Consider the following 20,794-nt stretch of genomic DNA (forward strand, 5'->3'; position numbering starts at 1 on the left):
CTCACCCCCTTGCCTTCATGTGCCAGGCGAGCGCTGTCGCGTTCTGCTCGGGGGTCTGTTCGCCGCCGTGCCAGTGCTCGATATGGACCGAGGCACGGCCGGAGGCACCCGCGCCGAGCAGCGCGCCGCCCGCCCCGTACGAGCCGGGGGCAAGCTGTGCGGCGGCGGGGAAGGCGGGCGGGGTGACGAGCCGGCGCATGGTGCGATCGACGGCGCTCTGCCCGCTCTCGATGCCGCGCACGAGACCGGCGGGAATCCAGCGGCCGACGTCGCGCGCCATGACGCGCGAGGGCGAGGCGATGCCGAGCGCCTTCGCGATCGGGCCGGGGATCATGTTTTTCGCCCAGCCGATCAGCTTGTCTTTGATCCAGCCGCCCATGGACTTGATCCCGTTCCACAGACCCCGCACGACGTCGGCGCCCTTGTCGACCAGGAGCGAGCCGAGGTTGCCGAGGGCGTCGGCGAGGCGGCCGGGCAGTCCGCGCAGCCAGTCGACGGCGGCGAGCGCGAGCTGAATCTGTCCGTCGCGGAAGTTGCGGAACGCCGACGTCGCGGTGTTCCAGAGCTTCGAGCCGAGGCTCGCCAGTCCGCCGACGATGCGGCCCGGCAGCTCGGTCACCCATGAGACGGCGGACGCGCCGAGGTCGCGCACGGCGGACCACGCAGCATCGAAAGCAGCAGTGATCTTGTCCCAGTATTTGACGATCAGCCCGACCGCGATCCCGATGGGTCCGGTCAGGATCGCGAGCAGCATCGGCCAGTTGGCCTTGACGAAGTCGATCACCCACCCGGCGGCGGACACGATCCCGTCGAACGCCGCTTTCAGCAGCCCCCAAGCGGCCGACGCCGCTGCTTGGATGCCGGACCAAGCAGCCTGGACGATCTGCCGGAACGTTTCGCTTTTCTGGTAGGCGAGGACGACGCCGGCGACGAGCAGGGCGATCAACCCGACGACCAGCAGGATCGGGTTCGCCGCCATCACCGCGTTCCAAGCGGCCTGCGTCGCCGCCCACGCACGCGTGGCGGCCGAGCTGAGGGTCTGCCACAGGGTCCACGCCTTGACCGCGATCGTGACCGTGGCGATCACGACCGCCAACGCCGAGAGGACCGGGGTCGGCACGGCGCTGATCACCTGCGCAAACGCGTTGATCAGCAGGGCGGTTGTGCCGAGCAGCGGGGCGAGCGCGACGAGCAAGTTCGCGACGGCGCCGCCGAGGTTGCCGAGGGTCTGCGCCCCGGTGCGCGCGAAGTCGAGGAACGCCTCGAACCCGGAAGAGTCGCGCAGTCCCTGCCCAAACTCGGCGAACCGGGCTGTCAGGTCGGCGAGCCCGCCCGACATGCCGGTCGAGACCGGCATGAACGCCGAGAGGATGCCGGCGAACCCGACCGCGATGTTCTTCAGAACGTCGAGGAAGTTCGCGAGGTTCGGCCCGGCGGCCTCGCCCAAGTCGGCGGCGAACCGCTTGAACGGCGCCGACTCGACCCCGGCGCGCACCTCGTCGAGGAACCCGCCGAAGGCTGCTGCCGCGCCCTTGACGAACGGTGTCAGGGTTGGCAGCAGGTCGCGCAACAGCTCGATGCCCTTGGTGAAAACGGGCATCGTGGTGGAGCTCAGCGAGTCCGACCACTGCTTGACGTCCTCTTTGAGGCCGATGAACGAGCGCGCGGTCTCGCGCGTCGCCGGCGGCATCTCGGCGAGGGCGTCTTTGTACGCCTTCTGCGCGGCGGCGGCTTCCTCGCCGCCCTTGGCCGCGGCCTCTTGCGCTGCGGTGTAGAGCTCGTACGCTCCGGTGACCTGTTCGAGCTGAGGTCCGGCGGCGAGCGTGAACGCCTTGACCGCAGCCTGCGCCGACGCCGCCGCGGCGGCGAGTCCGCCGACTGCGACGCCGACGGCGGCGACGGCGGGCAGTCCGACGCCGATCCCTGCAACAGCCTTGCCGAGCAGCGCGAGCCGCCCGGATGCCTCATCGGCGCCGTCGCCGACTCCTTCGCCGAGCGAGGCGCCCATCTCGGCGGCCTCGGCGACGAACCGGCCGCGCATGTCGCGCAGCCGCCCGTCGGTGCCGCGCTGCAACTCGCGCAGCGCCGCCTCGGTGGCCTCGACGCCGCGCTGCGCGCCGGAATCGTCGAGGTCGATGAAGCCTGTGAGCTCACCGATCGTGAGGGCCAAGGGGAGATCACCCCCTCGGCGCTATTCAGTTGTTCAGTGATCCATCGGCACTCCGGTGAGTCGTGCGATCTCTGACGGGTCGGTCACGGTGCGGGGCGTGCGTCGCCACAGGCGGCCGAACGCCGACTCGGCGGGCAGTCCGCCGAGCAGGACAAGGAACCGTCGGGTCGACAGGCGCGCGAGCTGCTCGGCGTCGAGGTGGTACTCGCGGGCGAGGTCGGACTCGATCGCTGCCCAATGCGCGACTACCGCCTGCCAGAGCTCGCCGGCTTCTTCCCCTTGCTCTTGGTCCGGCGCTCGGCCCGATTCCCCGGGGCTTTTCCCGCCGAGCCGTTCTCGCGCTCGTCGTACAGGCGCGCGGCCTCGGCCATCGTCACCGAGCCGGGGGTGCGGCAGTTCGCGGTCGACCACACGAGGACGACGCCGAGCTGCCGGTCGGTCATGCCGTGCTCGGCCCACGCGTCGAGCGCGTCCGGCCCGAACAGCGAGGCCAGCATCTTGCGGATGTCGTCGGGGTCGGCCGAGTCCTTGAGCCGCTCCATCTGAAGCGTGAACAGCAGCGGGAGGCTTGTCGGCAGCGTGTACTCGCGGCCGTACAGCTTGAGCGGTACGCCCGTGCGCTGCTCGGCCTGCTCCGAGAAAAAGGCGTCGAAGTCGGCGACGTCGCCCTGCTGCTCGGCGGCCAGGTCGCGGGGGTCCTCGATCACGTCGTACCTCCCGCGACCGCCGCCGTCGTCGGCTTGCCGCAGCGCGTGAATGTGGCGCCCCACGACGTCTTGTCATTCGTGCCGCCCGACTGCTCGCCCGGGGTCACGGTCGCGTCCCACAGAACCCATACGTTCTGCGTCTTGTGGCGCCACCGGATGCGGCCCCGGGAGTCGGCGCCGAGTCGGTAGGTCCATTCGTTGTCGATGTACGCCTGCCCGGGGTCGGGCGTGCCGGTCGTGACCTGCGCGTACAGTCCCTCGACCTCGATCGTCGCACCGCGCTGCATCACGTCCTGCTCGTAGTAGCCCTCGCTGTCGTTCGTGGTGGTGTCGGCGGTCTCCTCGTTCTCCGACTCGTTGCGGTTCCAGCTCGTCAGGTTCCCGATGCGCAGCCACGTCTCGGTGGCGGCTTCCTCGTCGCGAACCTCGAAGATCCAGCCTCGGGCGTCGATGGGGCGGCCCAATGGCGGTACCTCCTTACTCGGTGCGGTGGGTGGTGGGGTTGGCGACGTCGACGGCGAGGTTCAGCACGTGCTCGTGACGGCCGGTCGCGTCGGTGCCCATGGGGGCCGGGGTGGAGCGGGCGGCGGCGAGGATGAGCCACACGCCACCCGGCAGCTCGACGCCGGCGAGCCCGTGCAACGCGCCGTAGATCGCCTCACAGCGGCGGCGCGAGATGCGCGGGTCGGCCGTGCCGCGCACGCGTACCTGCACCGCGCGGGTGTCGTAGGCGTTGCGCGCGTCCGGAGGGCCGGCGTCGTACAGCCACAGTCCGACCGCCTCGGCGGGTTCGGGCGGGAGGGTCTCGATGTAGCAGTCGCCGCTCGTGCCGGTCGGGTCGTAGACGAGCAGCCCCTGCTCGTCGAGGTAGCGGGCGAATGCGTCGAGCAGGTCAACGGCCACGGAGCGACCGCCGAAGCTGCGCGGCGATCAGCGCCGCGACCGTCGCCGCCTCACTGTTCATGGGGCGTTCGAGGTACTTCGCGCTGCGCCCGGGGGCGTGTCGGTATCCGAGTTCCTCGTGCTGCCGGACCGCGTACGGGGTGTCGTAGCTGACGGCGGCGGTCAGTTCCTGCTCGTCGACCGACACGGTCCCCGACCGTTCGAGGGTCGCCTCGTTGATCGGCACGAGCTTGCGGGACTCGGCGAGGAGGTGTTCGGCACCGAGCAGCAGGCCGCGCAGCGCGCCCGCCCGGGTGCCGCGCAGCACTGCGTCGCCGTTGAGTCGGAGGCGGGAACGCTGCGGACTCACTCGCACATCACCTCCGTCGACGCGGGGACTGGCAGGCCCGGGGCGGTGTGTACTGCCGTACTGATCGCGGTCGTGATCCGGCCGCCGGGCAGCGTCACGCGGGAGCCCGCCGGACAGTCGAGACCGGGGGCGGCGATGATCTGCGCGGTGCTCGTGACCTCGCGGCCGTCGGCGGCGCGCGCCATGCGCACGGCCTCGCCGACGAGCGCGGGATGCTCGACGTACGGCCCGTACGTCGGGCCGTACGCGCCGTCGCCGAGATAGGGTTCGACGCCGACCCGGTGCCGCAGCAGGGACGGCGGAACTCGGGTCACCACTGCTGCACCTCGCCCGGGGTGAGACCGGCGCGCAGCAGCGCGCGGGCCGCACGCGGGGCGAGCTCGACCCCGGACGCGCCCGCCGTCGAGGCGGCGCGGCCGGACAGGCTGACCGGGCCGATCGAGACCGAGTCCCACTTGCCCGCCGCGCCCGTGCCGTCGTCGCCGGCGGCGAGCCAGTATTCGACCTGCGCGCACGTCGCCGAGCCGAGCGCGGCGGCGATGTCGGGGTCGGTCGGGTCGCCGTCGTCGTCGACGGGGTAGATCGCGGTCAGCAGGGCCGAGTCGATGTCCTCGCCCGCCCGCGCGATCAGCCGCTCGGCGTCCGCCGGGGCCGGGGTGCCGAGCCATGCGGCGAGCTGCTCGGGGGTGGTGTAGGGCTGTCGGGCCAAGGTCACCCCCTCGCGCGGCGGGAACCAGAACGGCCCGCCGACTTGTCGTCTGGCGGGCTGCCGGGCTCGGTGGCGGGCGTCTCGCCCGGCGGTTCGTCGTCGAGGGGCTCGACGGTGTATCCGGCCCCCTGGCAGTAGCCGATGATCGCCACGTCGTCCGTGGTGGCCGTGCCGTCGATGAAGTGGAGACCGCCGGGGCCGTCGCCGGTGTAGTCGGTGACAGGGGCGGTGATGCGCACGTTCATGGGCATCACGCGCTCTTGATGTTGCGCAGTACGGCCGCGGCCTTGGTCGCCTTGAGGACCGGGGCGAGCGGCCCCATCTCGACCTCGCCGAGCTTGACGGCGCCCGAGCTGTTGAAGTCGGGCAGCCACGTCTGCACGAGCGGGACCGAGGCGACCGAGGCCCCGTGGAATCCGTCGAGCCCGTACCGGATCGCGTACAGGTCGCCGAGCCCGGTCACGCTGCCACCGGTACCGGCGCCGTCGGGATCGCGGGACACGAGCCCGATCACGTCGGCGTTGCTGCCCGCCTTGGACTTGAGGTCGATCAGGGGGATGCCGTTGTACGCGACGACCGGCCGGCCGAACGCGTCCGTGGACTTGTCGAGCTGATCGGTCCACGCGGCGATGGCCTTGAACAGCGCGAGCGTCTTCCGGTTGCCGTAGATCACATCCGGGGTGTCGTCCATGGCGGCGAGCCACGAGTCGATGTGGCGCTGCGCGGCCAGGGCCGCCGCCTTGTCGTTGATCGCCGTCCAGTCGAGGAACCCGCTCGCGACCCCGTTCGCGAGCGGCAGGTACTCGGTGTCGGTGCCCGTGAGGATCTTCGACAGTCCGTCGAACCCGTTGGTGTCGGTGGCCTTGTCGCCGTTGATCACCGCGTCGGCGAACCGCGCTCGGGCCGCCTTGATCTTCTGGCTCATGTTGAGGGCGACCGCGCCGGACGCTGCCGCGCCGATGCGGGCGATCACCCGGTCGACTCGGAAGCTACCGCCGAGCGGAACGAGGTCGACGGTGTAGCGCTGCGTCTGCACCTCGGCCGGGGTGTACTCCGAGTTCAGGGGTCGGAACTCGGCGTTCGCCTGTGTGATCAGGCGCCGGTACCCGTAGGTCAGGGTGTCGCCGCCGCCGGTCGGGTTGACGGTGTTGTCGAAGGTGAGTCGGTCGAGGATGTCCGAGCTCTTGCGGAACTCATCGATCACGGTGAGGTCGAGGTCATCGGTCGCGTTGTTCCGCGCCTCGGCGAGGGAGGTAGGCAAATCGTTTCTCCTTGGCGGGTCAGCCGCTGGTCATGCGGGCGGCGACGGCGTCGTGCAGGGTGGTCGCGCGTCGCTCGCCAGACGGCGGGCCGTTGAACTCGCCGCCCCCTCGGGGCGGGGTCGGGGTGGCGCGGTAGAGGTCGGGGTCGGCGTCCACGGCCGCCTTGATCGCGGCGGTGAGCTTGTCGGCGAACCCGCTGTCGAGCGGGTCGAGGTCGGCGACCGAGGCGAGGAACGAGCGGGAGTTGAGTAGGCGGTCGCCGCGCGCTCCTTCGTCGGCGGCGACCCGGGCGACGGCGAGCTCGACCCGGGCGGTCCGCAGCTCGGCGGCGTGCTCGGAGAGCAGCCGGTCGCGCTCGGCGACGGCGGCGGCCAGGGCGGCAGGGTCCTGCTCGTTCTCGCCGCCGTTCGGGTTGAGCGCCCGAGTCACGGCGTCGAGAGCGGCGCGCAGTTCGTCGCGCTCGGCCGCGGCCTGCTCGGCGCGGGTCGTCGCCTCGGCGAGCTGCTGCTCGGCGGCGGGGTCGGCGGCCGGCGGCGCGCCGGGGGCGGGGGTCGGGTCGCCGGACGGCGGGGCCGGGTTGGGATCGCCCTCGCCCGAGCCGCCCTTGATGGGCCAGATCGGGCGCCCGTCCCGGCGGTAGCCGAGGGCGCGGTCACCGGTGCGCGGGTGCACCGGCAGGGTGTCGTCGAGGATGTGCTCGGGCATGAGTGCTCGGCCCTCCGAGGGCGTCGTGCGGGCATGGAAAAGGGCCGTCCCGATGGGACGGCCCTGTGAGTGGGAAGGGGCGCGGCTACTGCTCGGGCCGCGCGGCGGCGGCGTAGCCACGAACCCAAGCGGCGGTCAGCCGTGAGTCGTTGAAGCGGGGGCAGGCGGTCGCCGGGCGACCGGCCCGCGCGGCGGCGAGCCCGGCCTGCCGAGCCCGCAGTGCGTCCTCGCGGAAGCCCAAGCGACCACCCCCTCGAAGTGGATGCCCCGGCGACGGCGCCCGCCGCCGGGGTGTGGCCTACTTGTCCCCGGCCGCGCCGGTCTTGCGGACGAGCAGCACCATCACGGCGCGGGCGTGGTTGGCCACGGCGCGCAAGTGGTCGCGGATGGTCTCCGCCTCCCGCTTGGCGTCGGTGCCGCACGGGGCGAGCGGGTCGGACGCGAGGGCGACCAACGAGATGGTGCCCATCGCGAGCGTGGCGGTCTGGGTGATCAGGTCGAGCACGGGTTTCCCCCCGGTGAGATGTGATCGGTTACGTGCGCCGGGCGCCTCGGCGGCACGAACTCAGGATCACGACAGGGGAAGCAAGATCGCAAAGAGCCGTTTCAGGCTCGCGGAAGGTTTGGCGGCGTCGGGAGGGTGTTTCCTCAACAGCCTTTGGCTGTTGAGGAAACACCCTCCCGCCAGCCTGACCTACCGCGCCACGCGGGGACGGATTGCAAAGAGTTGGCAAAGAGTGACGGTCATTCAGAAAGTGGCAGGTCAGGGGAAGTTGGTCAGAATCTGCGGCGCTGGTCCTCGCGCGAATTCCGGGCGGTGTCGCCCGCGCCGGTGCGGACGCCGGTCACCTGCTCGGTGAACTCGGCGAGGGTGATCCTCGGGCTCACCTCCTCCCAGAACCTGATCAAGTCCTCGGACGCTCGCGCGTAGGCGACGTGCGCGGGGCCGCTGAACAGAGAGAAGGGGTCGACGCCGGCGGCGCGTGCCTTGCGGTTGAGCATGAATCCGCGCGTGTAGTCCTCGGCCGCGATCATCTGCAAGTAGATGTGCTCTCGGTACATCTCCCGAATCTCCGCGCGGCTGTACGCCTCCGCCGCCGCGCGGTCGGCGAGCTCGCGCTCGTACGCCCAGCGCTCGACGGCGGACATGTGCTCGGTGCCGTCTGGGCCGCGCTCGATGTCCGCGCCGTACGCGCCCCACTCGTCGGGGTCCGCCGGCGCTGGGTCGTCGAGGCGGATCGGGTGCATCGCGGAGTCGAGGGCGTCCCGGGCGGCGAGGGTGTCGGCGACCGTCACCCCCGCGAGGGGCGGCGGCGGTGCGGGCGGGTGCCGGCGGTCGATCTCGGCGGCGATCCGGGCGGCGTCCTCGGGCCTCGCGTACCGGACGCCCCACACGAGCAGCTCGTCGCCGAGCCCGGACAGGTCGACGGCGAGCTGCCCGCCGGGGAACAGCTCGGCGAGCAAGCGGCGCCGGTGGACCTCGGCGCCGATCGCCGGACCGTCCTCGAGGACGTTGTGGGCTCGGGCGGCGAGGTCGCGCTCGGACATGCCGACCAGATCCGGGCGGATGCCGGGCATGGCGGCGTCGAGGTCGCGCCGGTCGGCCTCGGCCATGACGCGCAGCATCTGCTCGTCGTCGAGGTGCGGCGCGATCCGGGCGAGCTCGTCGTCGCTGAACGGAGCGAGGTCGTCGACCATGCGCCCGCCGGGCCGGATGCGGGCGAGCAGGTCGGCCAGGTCGCGGCGGTCGCTCTCGCCCTCGATGCGGTCGAGGTCGCGCTCGTCGAGCACGCCGGGCCGGATGGCCGCGCCGAGCTGCTCGTCAGTCATCTCGGGCAGGGTGCGATCGTCGCCCGCCCGCACGCGGGCGGCCTCGACCGCGTCGCGCGGCGGTGTCGGCGCGGTGCTCGGGAGGCTGCCCGCCCCGGGCTGTTCACGCTCGCGTCGACGGATGAGCTCGGGGTGCTGCGCGAGGTGCTCGCGCATCCGGCCCTGCCACTGCCGCACCCGTGCCTCGGCCGCCCGTTTGGCCTCGGGCGTCATGGCCGCGGCGGCGCGGTTCTTCCACTTCCGTATGGCGCGCTCAATCGCCCGCTGCCGTTGTGAGGCGGCGTACCCCTCGGGGTCCTCAGAGTGTTCGGCCGGCGCCTGGGTCACGCCGGGGAGGAAAGCGCTCGTCGAGTGACGGCAGTTGGGATGCTGCAACCCCTGCCGTCGTGCTTCGTCGAGCGAGCCGGCGACGTGCACCCGCACGGTGCGCTCGTCATCGATGGCGTGCTCGACCTCGACCGTCCGGGCACCGCCCGGCCCGTCGAGCGCGAGTACCTTCCCCTCGAACGGCGCGCACAACGGGCAGTTGTGCGGGGCGTTCGAGACGATCACCAGAGTGATGCCGGCGGCTCGCAGCCGGTCGCCGTGCGCCTCGACGGCCGCGCGGCCGACGGCCGTCCGTACGGCCATCTCCGCGTAGCTCGTCATCTGCCACGACCGGCCGCTCTTGTCGACGAACGACGTCAGCCCACGGTCGGCGAACTGCTGCATCGCCCGTTGCGCCGCCTGTCGGCGAGAGTCGATCCCGAGCAGCGGCGTCGCCGACACGGCAGCGATCACCTGCCGGAACGCATCGAGCACGCCGCGCAGGATGCCCCGATGGGTCGCGGTAACGAGCTCGACGGTCTCGGAGGCGAGCCGGTCGACCGCCCGCGTGTTCGGGGTACGGTCTGCGGCCCGGCGGGCGTCGGCGTCGGAGAGGGCGCCGAGCTCGACGAGCCCGGCCCGCGCTCCGATGTCGTACGCCTCGGTCACGGCCGAGAACACCTCAAGCTGCATCGCCGAGGCGAGCACGTCGACGACGCTCTGCGCCGCGCGCCGTAGCGGTTGAATCGCCGCGAGTTTGGCCACAGCCCAACCCGGAGCGTCGAACCCGTCGGCGAGCTGCCGCGCGACCATCGAGAGCAGCCGCTGCTCGGCATCCGCGTACAGGTCGCGCACGGTGGCCGAGAGATCCTCGGCCATGGCGGGGTGGATGGGCACGAACACCCCCTCGCGCTAGAGCAGCGTCCCAGCCTGCATCGGGTCGGGGACGGCAGCGCCGCTCTCCAAGAGGATGCGGTCGGTCTCTTCCTGAACGGCGACTGAATCCCAATCCGGGTGCAGCATCCGAACCTTGGTCAGCACAGACACCGCCTGTGCCTGCTGCAACAGGGACAGGGTCTGTGCGAGCGAGGACGCGTCCTCGGTGATCGAGTCGCCAAACGCGACGGTCGGCCGCTCGGGCACGATGCGCGGCGTGAAGAACCGCCGGTCGAGCAGCAGCATCACGTGCAGCATGTCGGCGACCGGCGGCGACCAGTACCTCACCTTCTTACCTCGGGTGGTCATGGACCTACGTTCGCGCGCCCGGACCTCGGTCGCCGTCACGGCCGTCCCCTGGTCGCCGAGTCCGAACGTCGCGACCGAGTAGCCGGCGCTCTGCACCGCCTGTCGGGTGATCGCGCTCGCCGACCGTTCATGCTCCTCGACCCTGATCGCGAACTGCGAGAGCGTGATCTGACCCCCGCCCTGCTCGGTGGGCGGGATGTTCAAGAGCTGGAAGATCTCGCGGTCGTCGTCGAACGACGCCCCCTGTCCGGGCCCGTGGTCCCGCAGATACCCGTCGGGTACCAGCAGGCGAGCGCGGGCGAGCCGCAGGTCGCGAATCCACGATGTCCATGTCGTGTCGAGCGCGTCGAGCAGGTCGTAAATCGGGGCGGCGTAGTCGGAGCGTCCGAACGCCGAGCCTCGGTTCTTCCGGTTGGGTCGGATGTTGGGGCAGTACGCGGCGGTGAGCTGCTCGATCCCGGTCTCGATCGCGTCGCCGTCGGAACCGAGGCTGACGGCCAGGTCGGCGACCTCGACGTGCTCGGTCAGGGGCACCCGCACGCCGAGGTTGTCGGCCGACCCTTCGTAGAGCGCGTGCAGGATGCGGCCCGGCTCGTGTCGTTCGAGGTGCCGCCACACGGTGGCCGAGGTCGAGGTGAGCTCGCGCCAGAACGTCACGGCGGAGAGGCGGCCCCACCGGAATTCCGGCACGGCGGCGTCGGGGTGGACGCTGGTCAGCAGGGGCCGGTCGGCAAGGGACCGATCCCATGTGACCCGCAGGTACACCGAGCCGAGGGCGGCGGCGACCTCGGCCGCTTCGAGCAGCGTGTTCGCGATGCCGTCGGACTCGGCGAGCTCGTCGAGCCGGTCCTGAGTGCCCGCGTCGGTCACGGTGAGCTCGGGCGGCTCGGCGAACAAGAGGTCGGCGGAGGCGCTCGCGATGTCGCCGGCGAGGGGGATGTGCAGCCGCTGATCGCGGACGTTGGGCCGCGGCTGTCGGTCGCGCCCCCACAGCCGACGGCGGCCGTCGCGTCGTACGGGACTGTCCCGGTAGACGGTGGTCAGCTTGGCGTGATCACCGGAGTACCAAGCATCGTCGACCTTGATCTCGGCGTAGTGCTTGGCGAGCTGCGGCGGCGGCCACGTGACGCCGTTATCGGGCAGGGGCACGGTGCACCTCCCGCCGTCGTCTCGTCCGGGCGCGCAGCGCTGCGCACCGTCGGCAGTGCCGGGTGCCGTTCGGGGCGACGTAGGTCGTCGCGTGATCGAACTCGTGGCCTCGGGCGCAGTGCGTTTGTCGGGCACGGCGGGCGGCGGGGGACACGCCTCGCAGGATGTTGGTGCGGGTGGTGACCACGTCGAGGTGGTCCGGGTTGACGCAGTGCCGGCGGCGGCACAGGTGGTCGATCACGAGCCCGTCGGGTATCGGTCCGCGCGTGAGGGTGTAGGCGACCCGGTGCGCGTACTGCGGTCGCCCGCCGACCTTGAACTGTCCGTATCCGTTGGGCTTGACGTGCCCGGTCCAGTCCCAGCAGCCGAGGGGGCCGTCGACGATCTTCGCGAGGAACCGGTCGGTCAGAGAAGGGGGCACGCGATCACCCCCTCGACTGCTCGGGCCCGGGGCGCGGCGAGGCGACTCCGGGCAGGGAAGGGAGAGAGGTTCAGGCGGCGGTCGTGAGCAGGTGGCGCCACTCGTGCGCGGTGCTGTGGATGACGTACCTCAAGGCGTCGACGGAGTGATCGTTGAGCTTCACCGGTCGGTCCTCGCCGCGCGCGGCTGCTTCGTCCGACCACACGTATTCGGGGAGCTCTGCGAGCAGCCCCTCGCACGACTCATGGATGAGCAGCAGACCGGCGTCGAGCGCGGACGCGACCGAGCGGATTCCGTCGATCACGTCGTTCTTGGCCTTGGTCACGCCGGGGTGTCCGTCCGCCCACAACTGAGTTGAGAAGCTGCTCGCCGAGGGGTCGACGAACGTCCACTCGGGGGAGACGTCCAACTCGTCGAGCCACTCGCGGACTGCGCGGCTGTACTGCGAGTCGGTCAACTGCCGATGCGCGGCGCGGGAGTCGTGCCGCCACTCGTTGGTGACGTACAGGCGCCCGTCGTCGCCGAGCCCGACGGCCAGCGCGACGAACGGGTTCACCGTGCCGTAGTCGACGCCCGTCCAGTACCGGCGCATCGGCGGGAGCTCGGTCACGACGTGCCGCTGCTCGTCGTACATGTCGAATACCGCGCCCTCGGCGATCACCCATGCGCCGTCGATCATCCGCCGGCGCCACAGCCCGGAGTATTCGGCGGACAGCGCGGCGACGTAGGCGGGCGACAACGACGGGTTGTCGGCGAGGCGGAAGTGCCACGACGCGAGGTCGAGCTCGCTCTGCCGGTCGAGGTAACCGACCTTGAACCAGTGTCTCGGCGAGTCCGGGTTCGTGGTCCCGAGCAGCCGCGCCCCGGGCACACTGAGCCTCGCGAGCAACTGCGTAAAGAACCCCTCGGGCATGAGGGTGATCTCGTCGCAGTAGGCGAGCGAGGCGGTCAGACCTCGCAGCCTGCCCTCGGCCCGCGCGTCGCTCGCACCAACGAGGTGGACGACGCGACCGAGGATGACCGCCGTCGTCGCGCCCCGGGTGTGGCGCACCTCGGCGGCGACCGGCCCGAACAGCGACGGATCGGCGAGGGGTTCGAGAACGTTCCTCTCGATCGTCTGGAGACTGCGCCCACAGATCAGGATGAGCCCGGACGCCGGCGCCCGCCGTACGGCGAGCACGAAGGCGAGCAAACTCGCGATCGTCTTCCCCGACCGCACGCTGCCGTGCCAACAGCAGATGCGGGCGGTCGCCTCGCGGATCGAGCGAATCTGTTTGTCGGACAGGGGCGGCGGCGAAGGGATCACCCCCCGTCGGCGTCGTCTCCCGTCGGCCCGAGCAGGGCGTCGGCGAGGCGGTCGAGCATCGAGCCCCCGGTGCTCCCGGTGCCGCTCGTGCGGGCGAGCTCGGCGACCTTGGCGTGCACCTCGGTCAGTGCGCGGGCGGCGGTGGCGTAGTCGCGGGCGTCGCGGGCGGAGTCGGCCGCGCCGACCCGCTCGACCTGAGCGAGGGCCCCGTCGAGGGCGTCGTCGGCGAGCTGCTCGCGACGGGCGGCGGCATCCGCTCGTCGCGCCTCGGTGGCTGCGGCGACGCGCGCCCCGCCGCTGAACGCGAGGCCCAACTCGGCGGCGATCTTCGAGACGGTGGCGGCGCTGCGCCCGGTCTCCCGGGCGATGGCGTTACGGGACTTGCCCTCGGCGTGCAGGGCGCGGACCGCCTCGCGGTCGGCGTCGGTGATCGGGTCGGCCACGGGATCACCTCCCGGGCACGCGAACGCCCCGCCACGGGGGGAAGGTGGCGGGGCGAAGATCAGCAGATTGTTTCCGGGCACGCCGGAGGCGCTCCCGACTCTAGGTCACGGACAGATAACGGCGCAACCCTTATCGATCACTGAGCGAACGGCAGTGATGCGTGCACGAGCATGGCGGCCCGCTCGACGTGCGGCACCCCGTGCGAGACCGGGAACGCCTCGCCGTCGGCGTTGTACTCGATGACCGTCCACCCGGCGGGGTGCAGCTCGACCGCGCCGACCAAGTCGCCGTAGTAGGCGACCTCATGCCGGACCACCGGACCCGGAACGGGCCACACCTCCCACCCCTCCCCGTCGAGCCCCTCGGGCAGCTCGCCGCCGAGCAGGGACGGCAGGGCGCGGCGGTGCCACTGCATCGCCGTGCGGGCGTCGATCTTCTCGACCGCCTCGGCGAGCGCTTCCCGACGGGTGCGCTTGTCCATGGCGAGAGCCTCGACCCGCTCGCCGTCACCCTCCTCCCAAGGGGTCACGCACCACGCGCCGAATCCCGCCCAGCGGCGGACGTAGTAGCGGTGCCCGCCGCGCCAGAAGGTGTATCCGCTGCCCTCGCGGGTGAGGCGCGGCGACTCGGGGGCCCCGCCGCGCGGGTCGTCCTCGGGGGAGAGGGGGGAGAGCTGCCCCGGGTAGTTGTACGCCACGCCCCCCTTGTCGAACTCGATGCAGACGACCGCCTCGGGCGCACCGAACCCGTCGGGTCGCTTGTAGAGCACCGTCCCGGGGACGTCGCCTCGCGAGTGGCAGATGACGCGGGTGTCGGGCTGAATCTCGTCGTAGTGCATGGACATGGGTGTGACCTCTCTCCGGGCTCGCGCCCTGCCGTCGGGGTGTACGTACACCTAACCACGGGGTGTACGTACACCTCAAGGGGTTCTGCTGGATTGGTGTACGTACACCCCGCTAGAGTTCGGGCCATGGCCAATCAGCCCAAGACACAGCACCGGTCCGTGCGCATCGACGACGCCGATTGGGCGGACCTCAAGTCACGCGCGCCCGGGGGCGACCGCTCGGCCGCGATCAAAGAGCTCTTGGCGTGGTACCTGCGCCGCCCGGGTGCCGAGCTCCCCGAGCGTCCGCCGGCACCCGCGCCGGCGGACGCCCCGAGCGAGGACTGACCGGCTCGGTCACGCTGCGGCGGGGATGTCCACCCCGAGCGCGGCGATCAGCTCGGGGAGGTCGTCCCACTCCCACACCCGCGCCCGTTCCCCGCTGTCGAGGGGGACGGGCGCCGTGCATGTCCGCCCGCCCGAGCAGGTCACGCTCGGCGGTCCGTCGGGGGCACTGTGCAGGGTGAGCTCGCTCCCGCACCACGGGCACGGCTCGGGCAGGGGAGTCTCGCGCCGGTCGAGGCCGAGGGCGCGCAGCACCCGGGCCTCGGCGATCCGCGCGGTACGCCGCGCTTCGTGCAGCAGGTAGAGCGGCAGCACCTCGAACGGCGGGGGAGCGAGGGCCCCGTCGAGCTCGCGCTCGGGCGCGGTGTCCTCATCGAGCACGCGCCCCTCGACCCACACGCACGCCCAGTGCAGCCCGTGCCGCCTGCTGCCCGCCGCACGGTGGCTGTCCGGTGCGCTCGGGTCCGCGCACACCCAAGCTCGGGGGTCGCCCGGCTCGGTGCGCTGGACGGCGGCGGCGAGGGTGTCGGCGAGGTCGAACACGAGCCGCTCGACCGCCCGCCCGGCGTCGAGCGCGGCGAGGTTGAGAGGCGCGGGGTGCTCGCGCAGCACGAGCGGTGCCCGGTCCTCGACGAGCTGCTCGTCGTCGCCCTCGCGCATGGTGTGCGCGAGCTGCCTCGGTGGCCAGTGATCCGCCGGCGGCGTCTCGATCGCGAGCAGCAGCGCCGCCCACTGTCCCCGGATCGTGCGCAGCGCGCGCACGGTTTCGTTCACAGCCTGTGCGTAACTCATCGGTCCCCCTTCCCGGCCGCCGCGCGCAGCGCCTCGACCTCGGCGGCGTACTGGTCGCGCTCGGCCTCGATCTCCCGCATCGCCTGCTCGGCCGCCTCGACGCGGCGGCGCAGCTTGAGCGCCGCCGACTGCTGCCCGCCGGCCGACCGGCGGAACGCGTCGCACTCGGCGACCTCGGCCGCGGCCAAGTCGCGGAGTTGCCGCGCGTCCTCTCGGGTGAGAGCGCCTCGGTCGGCTCGGGCGAGCAGCACGAGCAGCGCCGCGCGCCGCTGCTCGCGGACCGCCTCGCGGGCGAGGGTCCGGCCGCGCCGCGACCGGGTTCGGGTGGTGTGGTTCATTCGGTCTCTCCGTTCTCGGCTCGGCGCGTCGTCGAGCAGGTGGTGCAGGTGGTCGAGCAGGGGCGTCGGTCGAGGCGGCGCAGCTCGCGGTCGAGGCGGTCGTCGATCCGGACCGCGTAGGCCAGGGACGCGCCGAGTGCGAGGGCGAGCAGGACGGCGAGGGCGAGCAGGGCCGGGCTCATGGGGTTCTCTCTTCGGTCGTTCGGGAACGGCGCAGCAGCCGAGCGAGGGAGCGCCGAGCGCGCGGGGTCTCCCGCGCGCGAGGCGCGACCGGTCGCGCGCGGTGGTGTTCGTGGTGCAGGTGAGTACCGGCATCCCGCACGCGACCGAGGTCGTCGGTCATGTGCCATCCCTCGATGGCGAGTCGATCGGCGAGTGAGGCGACGAACACGGTCGCGAGGTGCGGCGGTACGTCGAGCTCGTCGGTCAGTTGGGCGGCGATCACGGCTCGGGCGGCGAGCGGGATCATCGGGCCTCGCCTCCGCCGCTGGTGTGCCGGGCGCGAGCGTCTCGTCGAGGTGCCGGCGGTTGGCACATGATCCGGGCGAGGCGCACCTGCTCGTCGTCGGCCGCTTCGCCGCCGCCGAGTTCTGCGACCACGGCCTCGACGCGCGAGGGGTGGACGCCGTTCAAGGGGCGTCGGCCCTTGCCTCGGTTGCGGAAGCTCGAACGGCACTGCTCGTCGACGGCGGCGAGGCAGTAGGGGCACGCCACCGAGAGCGGGTCCGGCACGCCCTCGGCGACGAGCTGCTCGCGGTGGGCGCGCACCTTCCGGAACGGGCGCAGATCGGCCGCGACGTGCTCGGGCATGTAGCGGCGCGGCCCCTTCCCGACACCGGACATGAGCGCGGCGAGACGTTTCTGCCCGCCGTGGTCGATCTCGGCTCGGTACTGCGCGGGCGCGGCGTGCCCGGTCGCGACCGCCGCCCGGGTGCCGAGCAGTTCGGCCCGCCACGCCGCCGGGTCGTCCGGGTCCGCCGAGGGCACCGGGTCGGTGTGTCGGTTCATGAGCTCGGTCCGGTGCGGCCCCCACGCGGCGAGCAGGTCGTGCGGCTCGATCGGGCGGAACTGCGCGGAGCGGTCGCCGTTGCGCTGCTCGTAGTAGCGGCGGGTCGCGCGGGCGGCGTCCCATGCCACGTCCGGCATGGTGGCCGGGACGTCGGCGACGGCGGCCGTCCACTCCGCGATGGTGCGGGCGGACTGCTGCGGGTCGGCGAGGGCACGGCGCACCCGCGAGTCGAGCGTTCCGGCGAACGCCAACAGGGCGGCGATCTGCTGCTCGTTCATGGGGTGCTCTCCTTCTGTGCGTTCAGCAGGGCGAGGCCGGCGGCGAGGTTGTCGGCGTAGGCGGCGGTCGACGACGGCGGCCGCGGCGGCGAGGCCGACGGTCGGTCGAGGTCGGACCAGACCTTGAGCCAGTAGCGGGCCGCTTTCGGGGCCTCGCCCGGGACGGTGCGGCGGGCGGCGAGGCCGACCAGGGCCTCGACGCCGTGCTGCTGCATCAACCGGTAGACGTCGCGCTGTTCACCGAGCGAGAGCGACCACCGGACGGTGATCGAGGCTTGGGTGAGGGCGTCGTCGAGCGGGCGCAGTTCGGGAATCAGCGCGGCCGAGCTCGCGCGCGGCTGCTGCTGTTGTGGTGGTGAGTAGGTAGGTACGTTCTGGGGGCCGATATCCGGCCCCCCGGGGGCCGATCCTCGGCCCTCCCCCGGGCCGGTATCCGATCCCCCCGGGGCCGATGTCCGGCCCTCCCCGGGGCCGCTCACCGGCCCCCCGGGGGCCGATTCCCGACCCGGGTCGAAATCCGGTCCGGGCCGATCCTCGGCCCCCTGCTCATCGAGGAGCGGCAGACGATAGACCGTCTCGCCACCGGGCCCGACCCGTCCCTCGACGACGGCGAGCTCACCCGAGGCGAGCAGGGCGTCGACCGCCTGCCGGACAGTGGAGCGTGCGGCGCAGGTCCGCTGCATGAGCGCGGCCGTACCGGCGTAGGCGACGCCGTCGGCGCCGGCGCGGTCAGCTATCGCGAGCAGGACCAGACGAGCGGCGCCTCGGGCGCGGGACCGGGTCCATACCCAATCCGTCGCGGCGAGGCTCAACGGAACGTCTCCTTACGGGATTCGGGTCGCCGGGCGGTTCGGGGCGACCGGCGAGGGCGGCGGGTGTGTGGAGCGGGCAGCGGTTGCCGACGATGTAGCGGCGGGTTCCGATCGCGTGGCAGTAGGCCCCGGCGGCGCCGTCCCAGAAATCGCAGATCATGCGGCGATCCCCCGGTCGTCGAGCCGGTCGAGCAGCAGGTGCAGCGCGGCGACAGCCTGAGCGGGTACGACGCCGTTCCCGAGGGCGCGAAGCTGCGCCGAACGGGACAGGCCCGGTACGCCGGTCACGTGCTGCTCGCCCAATCCCATGAGCCACTCGACGAACGCCGGGCTCAGTCGCCCGTGATCGTCAGTTGGCCGGGGAGCGGGGCGGGTGAGTTCCTCCCATTGCTCGATGGAGCCGCGGAAGTCGCCCCACTCGACGGGGTCGAGTCGCTCATCAGCGGCAGCACCACCGCCGACAGGGGCGGGCGGAAGCCCTCGCCCGGTTGACGTCCCGGCGTGCCGGTGTCGCTCGCCCTCGGTGTCGGCAGCATCCGCGCGGCCGTGCTCGCCAGGGTCAGCCCGTTCCGGTACCGCTGGTTCGGGCTCCCCTTCGAACCGTCGCTCGCCCTCGGTGTCGGCAGCATCCGGGCGACGCTCGTCACCAAGTCGTCGCCCCCCGAGGCCGGTCGGCTCGCTCTCGCGTAGTCCGGGCCCCGCTCGCCGTCCGCCGCTGCCGGCGTCGGCAAGAGCCGGTCCATCACCACGTTCGCGAGCCCATCCGAGAACCCGCGCCCCCGGTAGTCCCTCGCCCTCGGCGTCGGCAGGCACGGCGAGGATGAACACCCGCTGTCGGATGTGCGGAGCGCCGATCTCCGAAGCGCGTACGCACGCCCAAGTCGCATCGAACCCGAGGCGGGCCAGGTCGCCGAGTACGGCGCCGAGTGCTCGCAAAGGAGGCTGACCGCTTCCGTCTCCCAGACACCACGGGCACGGTTCCACGTCGCTATGGGCTTGCGTCGAGAGGAGACCCGGGACATTTTCGATCACCACCAATCGAGGGCGTAGGGCTTGGATTGCTCGGGCGACGTGCAGCCACAGACCGGAGCGGGTTCCGGGCGCGATGCCCGCCATCCGTCCGGCGAGCGAGACGTCGGTGCACGGGAAGCCGACGGCGACGATGTCGACGGGCTCGACGTCGGTGAAGTCGACGGCGGCCAGGTCGCCGAGGTTGGGCACCTCGGGCCAGTGATGCGCGAGGATCGCCGAGGCGCTCTCGTCGACCTCGCAGTGCCAGACGACCGAGCCGCCGAACACCTCGCGCACGGCCATGTCGAGACCGCCGTACCCCGAGCAGAGACTGCCGATCCGGGGACCGGCGGCCGTCACTTCTTGGCACCCACGTATCGGGCGTAGACCCGGTGCTCGACGCGCCCCTGCTCGACCACCGAGCGGGCGACGGCCTCGAACTCGCCGGCGGGGTAGGCGGACAGCCGACCGCTTCGGATCGCCTGTGCGGCAGACGACGCCCGGGTGATTGAGGCGGGCCGCTGCACGATTCCCCACTCGCCCGGATGCTCGGCGAGCTCCATCGCGATCAACGCGTGCTTGGTGTTCCGGCTACGCGGCGGCGCCCCCACAAACTCAACGCTCACAAGATCCCCCATGTGTTGCTGAACACGAACAGCGACCGCGAACGAGCAGGCGATATGAGCTGTTCGTCTGTTGCTGTTCTCGAACAAGAACAACGTAGGTCGGGGTGAATCAGCACGTCAACGCAGTTCCGGACTGGGCAGTTCGGGGCAATGGCTGCTTAGATGAGCCTGTTCGCGTTCTGCGACAAGAACGGAGATGAGAACCCGTGTCCCCCACAGGCGGCGAAAGCCTGACGCCCTTCACCGACATGGTTCGCGAGGTGCTCGCGGTCAAGGGCGCGACCCTGCGAAGCGTGGCCGAGCGGGCAGTCGACCCCGAAACGGGTAAGAAGCTCCAACACACGACGCTCCACAAGATCGCCAACGGCGAGAGCTATCGGCGCGACAGGTGGATTGTCGGTGCCATCGCGGCGGCGACCGGCCGAGAGCTCTCCGAGGTGCGCCGCGCGGCGGCGGCCGAGTGGGTCGGCCTGACCGCCGACGACATCCTCGGCATGTCCACCCCCGAGGTGTCGGTCGTGGTGGCGTACAAGCCCGGAACACGCCCCGAGGAACTGACGTTGGTCAAAGAAGCCCTCAAGAATCTTGATCTTGAAGACGCAACCATCCGTGTGGTTGGGGAGTCGAATCAGGAGCCGTAAGCGCGTGACCTGCGGCGATATGGGAGCTAATGTGGAGCGGGCCTTGACTCGGGCATATGTTCGAGTCAGGCACTCGGCCATGCCACGAGGGGGGCATCTTGTACCGCGTCCGCCGTACCCGACTCGACGACAAAGCACCCGCAGCAGGTCGCGCCACTGCCAAGAGGCGCGACATCCTGCTCGACGACCGGCACATCACCGATACCGGCGCCATAGCCCTTGAGGCTGTCCTGAACGCCCTGCCCCCCACCGCCGGCGAGCAGGACCGAGGCACCGAGAGCGGCGAGCCCAAGTCCTGAGCGGGTAACCGGGCATAGCGAAGGGGCCGCACGACATGCGTCGTGCGGCCCCTTCTGTCTGTCACGCCTCGGGTGTACGGTCTGAACTGCGTCGTCGGGGCGACCCATCGTCGCTGGTCAGAGCAGGTTTCGAGCGTGCCCAACGCGTGCCCATTGCGTGCCCGATGCGTGCCCGGACGGCCCTGAACGGGTCGTCACGAGTTGGTACGGGCTAGCACCGCCACAGGGCTATGACCTGCGGTTACTGCCATGTGGCGGTACTCGGCGGGAGTATCTGACAGGACTCTTCTGGGGCTCGTAATGCGTAGGTCTCG

At 71.7% G+C, this 20,794-nt stretch carries 29 protein-coding genes; 3 read left to right on the forward strand and 26 right to left on the reverse strand.

What is annotated here, in order from left to right; all coding sequences use genetic code 11:
- Position 1: 1 nt before the first annotated feature.
- The 18 genes from AB0M18_RS18165 to AB0M18_RS18250 form a co-directional block, all read right to left on the reverse strand.
- On the reverse strand, positions 2 to 2,170 hold the full coding sequence (locus AB0M18_RS18165; protein ID WP_365759023.1) for a hypothetical protein: 2,169 nt from the start codon (positions 2,168 to 2,170) through the stop codon (positions 2 to 4).
- A gap of 245 nt (positions 2,171 to 2,415) precedes the next feature.
- Positions 2,416 to 2,877, reverse strand: a complete 462-nt coding sequence (locus AB0M18_RS18170) for a hypothetical protein (protein ID WP_365759025.1) — start codon at positions 2,875 to 2,877, stop codon at positions 2,416 to 2,418.
- Positions 2,874 to 3,341 carry a hypothetical protein gene (locus AB0M18_RS18175; RefSeq protein WP_365759028.1) on the reverse strand — a complete coding sequence of 156 codons (468 nt, stop codon included), beginning with the start codon at positions 3,339 to 3,341 and terminating at the stop codon, positions 2,874 to 2,876. Before AB0M18_RS18175 ends, AB0M18_RS18170 begins: the two co-directional genes overlap by 4 nt.
- A 13-nt stretch (positions 3,342 to 3,354) precedes the next feature.
- On the reverse strand, positions 3,355 to 3,780 hold the full coding sequence (locus AB0M18_RS18180; protein ID WP_365759030.1) for a minor capsid protein: 426 nt from the start codon (positions 3,778 to 3,780) through the stop codon (positions 3,355 to 3,357).
- Complete coding sequence (locus AB0M18_RS18185; protein WP_365759032.1) at positions 3,770 to 4,135, reverse strand: hypothetical protein; 366 nt, start codon at positions 4,133 to 4,135, stop codon at positions 3,770 to 3,772. The genes AB0M18_RS18180 and AB0M18_RS18185 overlap by 11 nt, the downstream gene beginning before the upstream one ends.
- Positions 4,126 to 4,443, reverse strand: a complete 318-nt coding sequence (locus tag AB0M18_RS18190; protein WP_365759034.1) for a hypothetical protein — start codon at positions 4,441 to 4,443, stop codon at positions 4,126 to 4,128. The genes AB0M18_RS18185 and AB0M18_RS18190 overlap by 10 nt, the downstream gene beginning before the upstream one ends.
- Positions 4,440 to 4,838 (reverse strand): hypothetical protein, encoded by a 399-nt coding sequence (locus AB0M18_RS18195; RefSeq protein ID WP_365759036.1) that lies wholly within the window; start codon positions 4,836 to 4,838, stop codon positions 4,440 to 4,442. Before AB0M18_RS18195 ends, AB0M18_RS18190 begins: the two co-directional genes overlap by 4 nt.
- A gap of 2 nt (positions 4,839 to 4,840) precedes the next feature.
- Positions 4,841 to 5,083 (reverse strand): hypothetical protein, encoded by a 243-nt coding sequence (locus tag AB0M18_RS18200; protein ID WP_365759038.1) that lies wholly within the window; start codon positions 5,081 to 5,083, stop codon positions 4,841 to 4,843.
- A 5-nt stretch (positions 5,084 to 5,088) separates the two neighbouring features.
- On the reverse strand, positions 5,089 to 6,099 hold the full coding sequence (locus AB0M18_RS18205) for a major capsid protein (RefSeq protein WP_365759040.1): 1,011 nt from the start codon (positions 6,097 to 6,099) through the stop codon (positions 5,089 to 5,091).
- A gap of 19 nt (positions 6,100 to 6,118) precedes the next feature.
- Positions 6,119 to 6,805 (reverse strand): hypothetical protein, encoded by a 687-nt coding sequence (locus AB0M18_RS18210; RefSeq protein WP_365759042.1) that lies wholly within the window; start codon positions 6,803 to 6,805, stop codon positions 6,119 to 6,121.
- An 85-nt stretch (positions 6,806 to 6,890) separates the two neighbouring features.
- Positions 6,891 to 7,046, reverse strand: a complete 156-nt coding sequence (locus tag AB0M18_RS18215) for an Rmf/CrpP family protein (RefSeq protein ID WP_365759044.1) — start codon at positions 7,044 to 7,046, stop codon at positions 6,891 to 6,893.
- 57 nt (positions 7,047 to 7,103) lie between these two features.
- The gene (locus AB0M18_RS18220; RefSeq protein WP_365759046.1) at positions 7,104 to 7,310 is read right to left on the reverse strand and encodes a hypothetical protein; all 207 of its coding nucleotides are present in this window, start codon (positions 7,308 to 7,310) and stop codon (positions 7,104 to 7,106) included.
- 272 nt (positions 7,311 to 7,582) lie between these two features.
- Positions 7,583 to 9,838, reverse strand: coding sequence for a phage minor capsid protein (locus AB0M18_RS18225; RefSeq protein ID WP_365759048.1), 2,256 nt, complete (start codon positions 9,836 to 9,838; stop codon positions 7,583 to 7,585).
- A 15-nt stretch (positions 9,839 to 9,853) separates the two neighbouring features.
- Positions 9,854 to 11,335, reverse strand: a complete 1,482-nt coding sequence (locus tag AB0M18_RS18230; protein ID WP_365759050.1) for a phage portal protein — start codon at positions 11,333 to 11,335, stop codon at positions 9,854 to 9,856.
- A complete protein-coding gene (locus tag AB0M18_RS18235; protein ID WP_365759052.1) occupies positions 11,319 to 11,756 on the reverse strand; it encodes an HNH endonuclease signature motif containing protein in 438 nt (145 codons plus the stop codon). Before AB0M18_RS18235 ends, AB0M18_RS18230 begins: the two co-directional genes overlap by 17 nt.
- Positions 11,757 to 11,826: 70 nt before the next feature.
- Positions 11,827 to 13,062, reverse strand: a complete 1,236-nt coding sequence (locus AB0M18_RS18240) for a PBSX family phage terminase large subunit (RefSeq protein WP_365759054.1) — start codon at positions 13,060 to 13,062, stop codon at positions 11,827 to 11,829.
- Entirely contained in the window at positions 13,059 to 13,505 is a 447-nt protein-coding gene (locus AB0M18_RS18245; RefSeq protein ID WP_365759056.1) for a helix-turn-helix domain-containing protein, read from the reverse strand. Before AB0M18_RS18245 ends, AB0M18_RS18240 begins: the two co-directional genes overlap by 4 nt.
- 137 nt (positions 13,506 to 13,642) lie before the next feature.
- Positions 13,643 to 14,350 (reverse strand): hypothetical protein, encoded by a 708-nt coding sequence (locus AB0M18_RS18250; protein ID WP_365759058.1) that lies wholly within the window; start codon positions 14,348 to 14,350, stop codon positions 13,643 to 13,645.
- A 126-nt stretch (positions 14,351 to 14,476) separates the two neighbouring features.
- Between AB0M18_RS18250 and AB0M18_RS18255 the strand changes: the two genes are divergently transcribed.
- Positions 14,477 to 14,677, forward strand: a complete 201-nt coding sequence (locus tag AB0M18_RS18255) for a hypothetical protein (RefSeq protein WP_365759060.1) — start codon at positions 14,477 to 14,479, stop codon at positions 14,675 to 14,677.
- Between the two features lie 9 nt (positions 14,678 to 14,686).
- On the opposite strand, the gene AB0M18_RS18260 is transcribed toward AB0M18_RS18255, so the two are convergent.
- The 8 genes from AB0M18_RS18260 to AB0M18_RS18295 all read right to left on the reverse strand — a co-directional run bounded on the left by AB0M18_RS18260 (position 14,687) and on the right by AB0M18_RS18295 (position 19,627).
- Positions 14,687 to 15,448, reverse strand: a complete 762-nt coding sequence (locus AB0M18_RS18260) for a hypothetical protein (protein WP_365759062.1) — start codon at positions 15,446 to 15,448, stop codon at positions 14,687 to 14,689.
- Between the two features lie 14 nt (positions 15,449 to 15,462).
- Positions 15,463 to 15,804, reverse strand: a complete 342-nt coding sequence (locus tag AB0M18_RS18265) for a hypothetical protein (RefSeq protein ID WP_365759064.1) — start codon at positions 15,802 to 15,804, stop codon at positions 15,463 to 15,465.
- Entirely contained in the window at positions 15,801 to 15,986 is a 186-nt protein-coding gene (locus AB0M18_RS18270) for a hypothetical protein (protein ID WP_365759066.1), read from the reverse strand. Before AB0M18_RS18270 ends, AB0M18_RS18265 begins: the two co-directional genes overlap by 4 nt.
- Positions 15,983 to 16,273 (reverse strand): hypothetical protein, encoded by a 291-nt coding sequence (locus AB0M18_RS18275; protein WP_365759068.1) that lies wholly within the window; start codon positions 16,271 to 16,273, stop codon positions 15,983 to 15,985. Before AB0M18_RS18275 ends, AB0M18_RS18270 begins: the two co-directional genes overlap by 4 nt.
- On the reverse strand, positions 16,270 to 17,091 hold the full coding sequence (locus AB0M18_RS18280) for a hypothetical protein (protein ID WP_365759070.1): 822 nt from the start codon (positions 17,089 to 17,091) through the stop codon (positions 16,270 to 16,272). Before AB0M18_RS18280 ends, AB0M18_RS18275 begins: the two co-directional genes overlap by 4 nt.
- Complete coding sequence (locus AB0M18_RS18285) at positions 17,088 to 17,903, reverse strand: hypothetical protein (protein ID WP_365759072.1); 816 nt, start codon at positions 17,901 to 17,903, stop codon at positions 17,088 to 17,090. Before AB0M18_RS18285 ends, AB0M18_RS18280 begins: the two co-directional genes overlap by 4 nt.
- 156 nt (positions 17,904 to 18,059) lie before the next feature.
- Positions 18,060 to 19,217 carry a DNA cytosine methyltransferase gene (locus AB0M18_RS18290; RefSeq protein WP_365759074.1) on the reverse strand — a complete coding sequence of 386 codons (1,158 nt, stop codon included), beginning with the start codon at positions 19,215 to 19,217 and terminating at the stop codon, positions 18,060 to 18,062.
- A 53-nt stretch (positions 19,218 to 19,270) separates the two neighbouring features.
- Entirely contained in the window at positions 19,271 to 19,627 is a 357-nt protein-coding gene (locus tag AB0M18_RS18295; RefSeq protein ID WP_365759076.1) for a hypothetical protein, read from the reverse strand.
- Between the two features lie 119 nt (positions 19,628 to 19,746).
- Between AB0M18_RS18295 and AB0M18_RS18300 the strand changes: the two genes are divergently transcribed.
- A complete protein-coding gene (locus AB0M18_RS18300) occupies positions 19,747 to 20,181 on the forward strand; it encodes a hypothetical protein (protein WP_365759078.1) in 435 nt (144 codons plus the stop codon).
- A 98-nt stretch (positions 20,182 to 20,279) separates the two neighbouring features.
- Positions 20,280 to 20,480: a hypothetical protein gene (locus tag AB0M18_RS18305; protein WP_365759080.1), complete on the forward strand. Its 201-nt coding sequence runs from the start codon at positions 20,280 to 20,282 to the stop codon at positions 20,478 to 20,480.
- Positions 20,481 to 20,794 lie beyond the last annotated feature (314 nt).

Origin of the sequence: Streptomyces sp. NPDC051909 (assembly GCF_040681095.1) — a bacterium.
Taxonomy (GTDB): Bacteria; Actinomycetota; Actinomycetes; order Streptomycetales; family Streptomycetaceae; genus Streptomyces.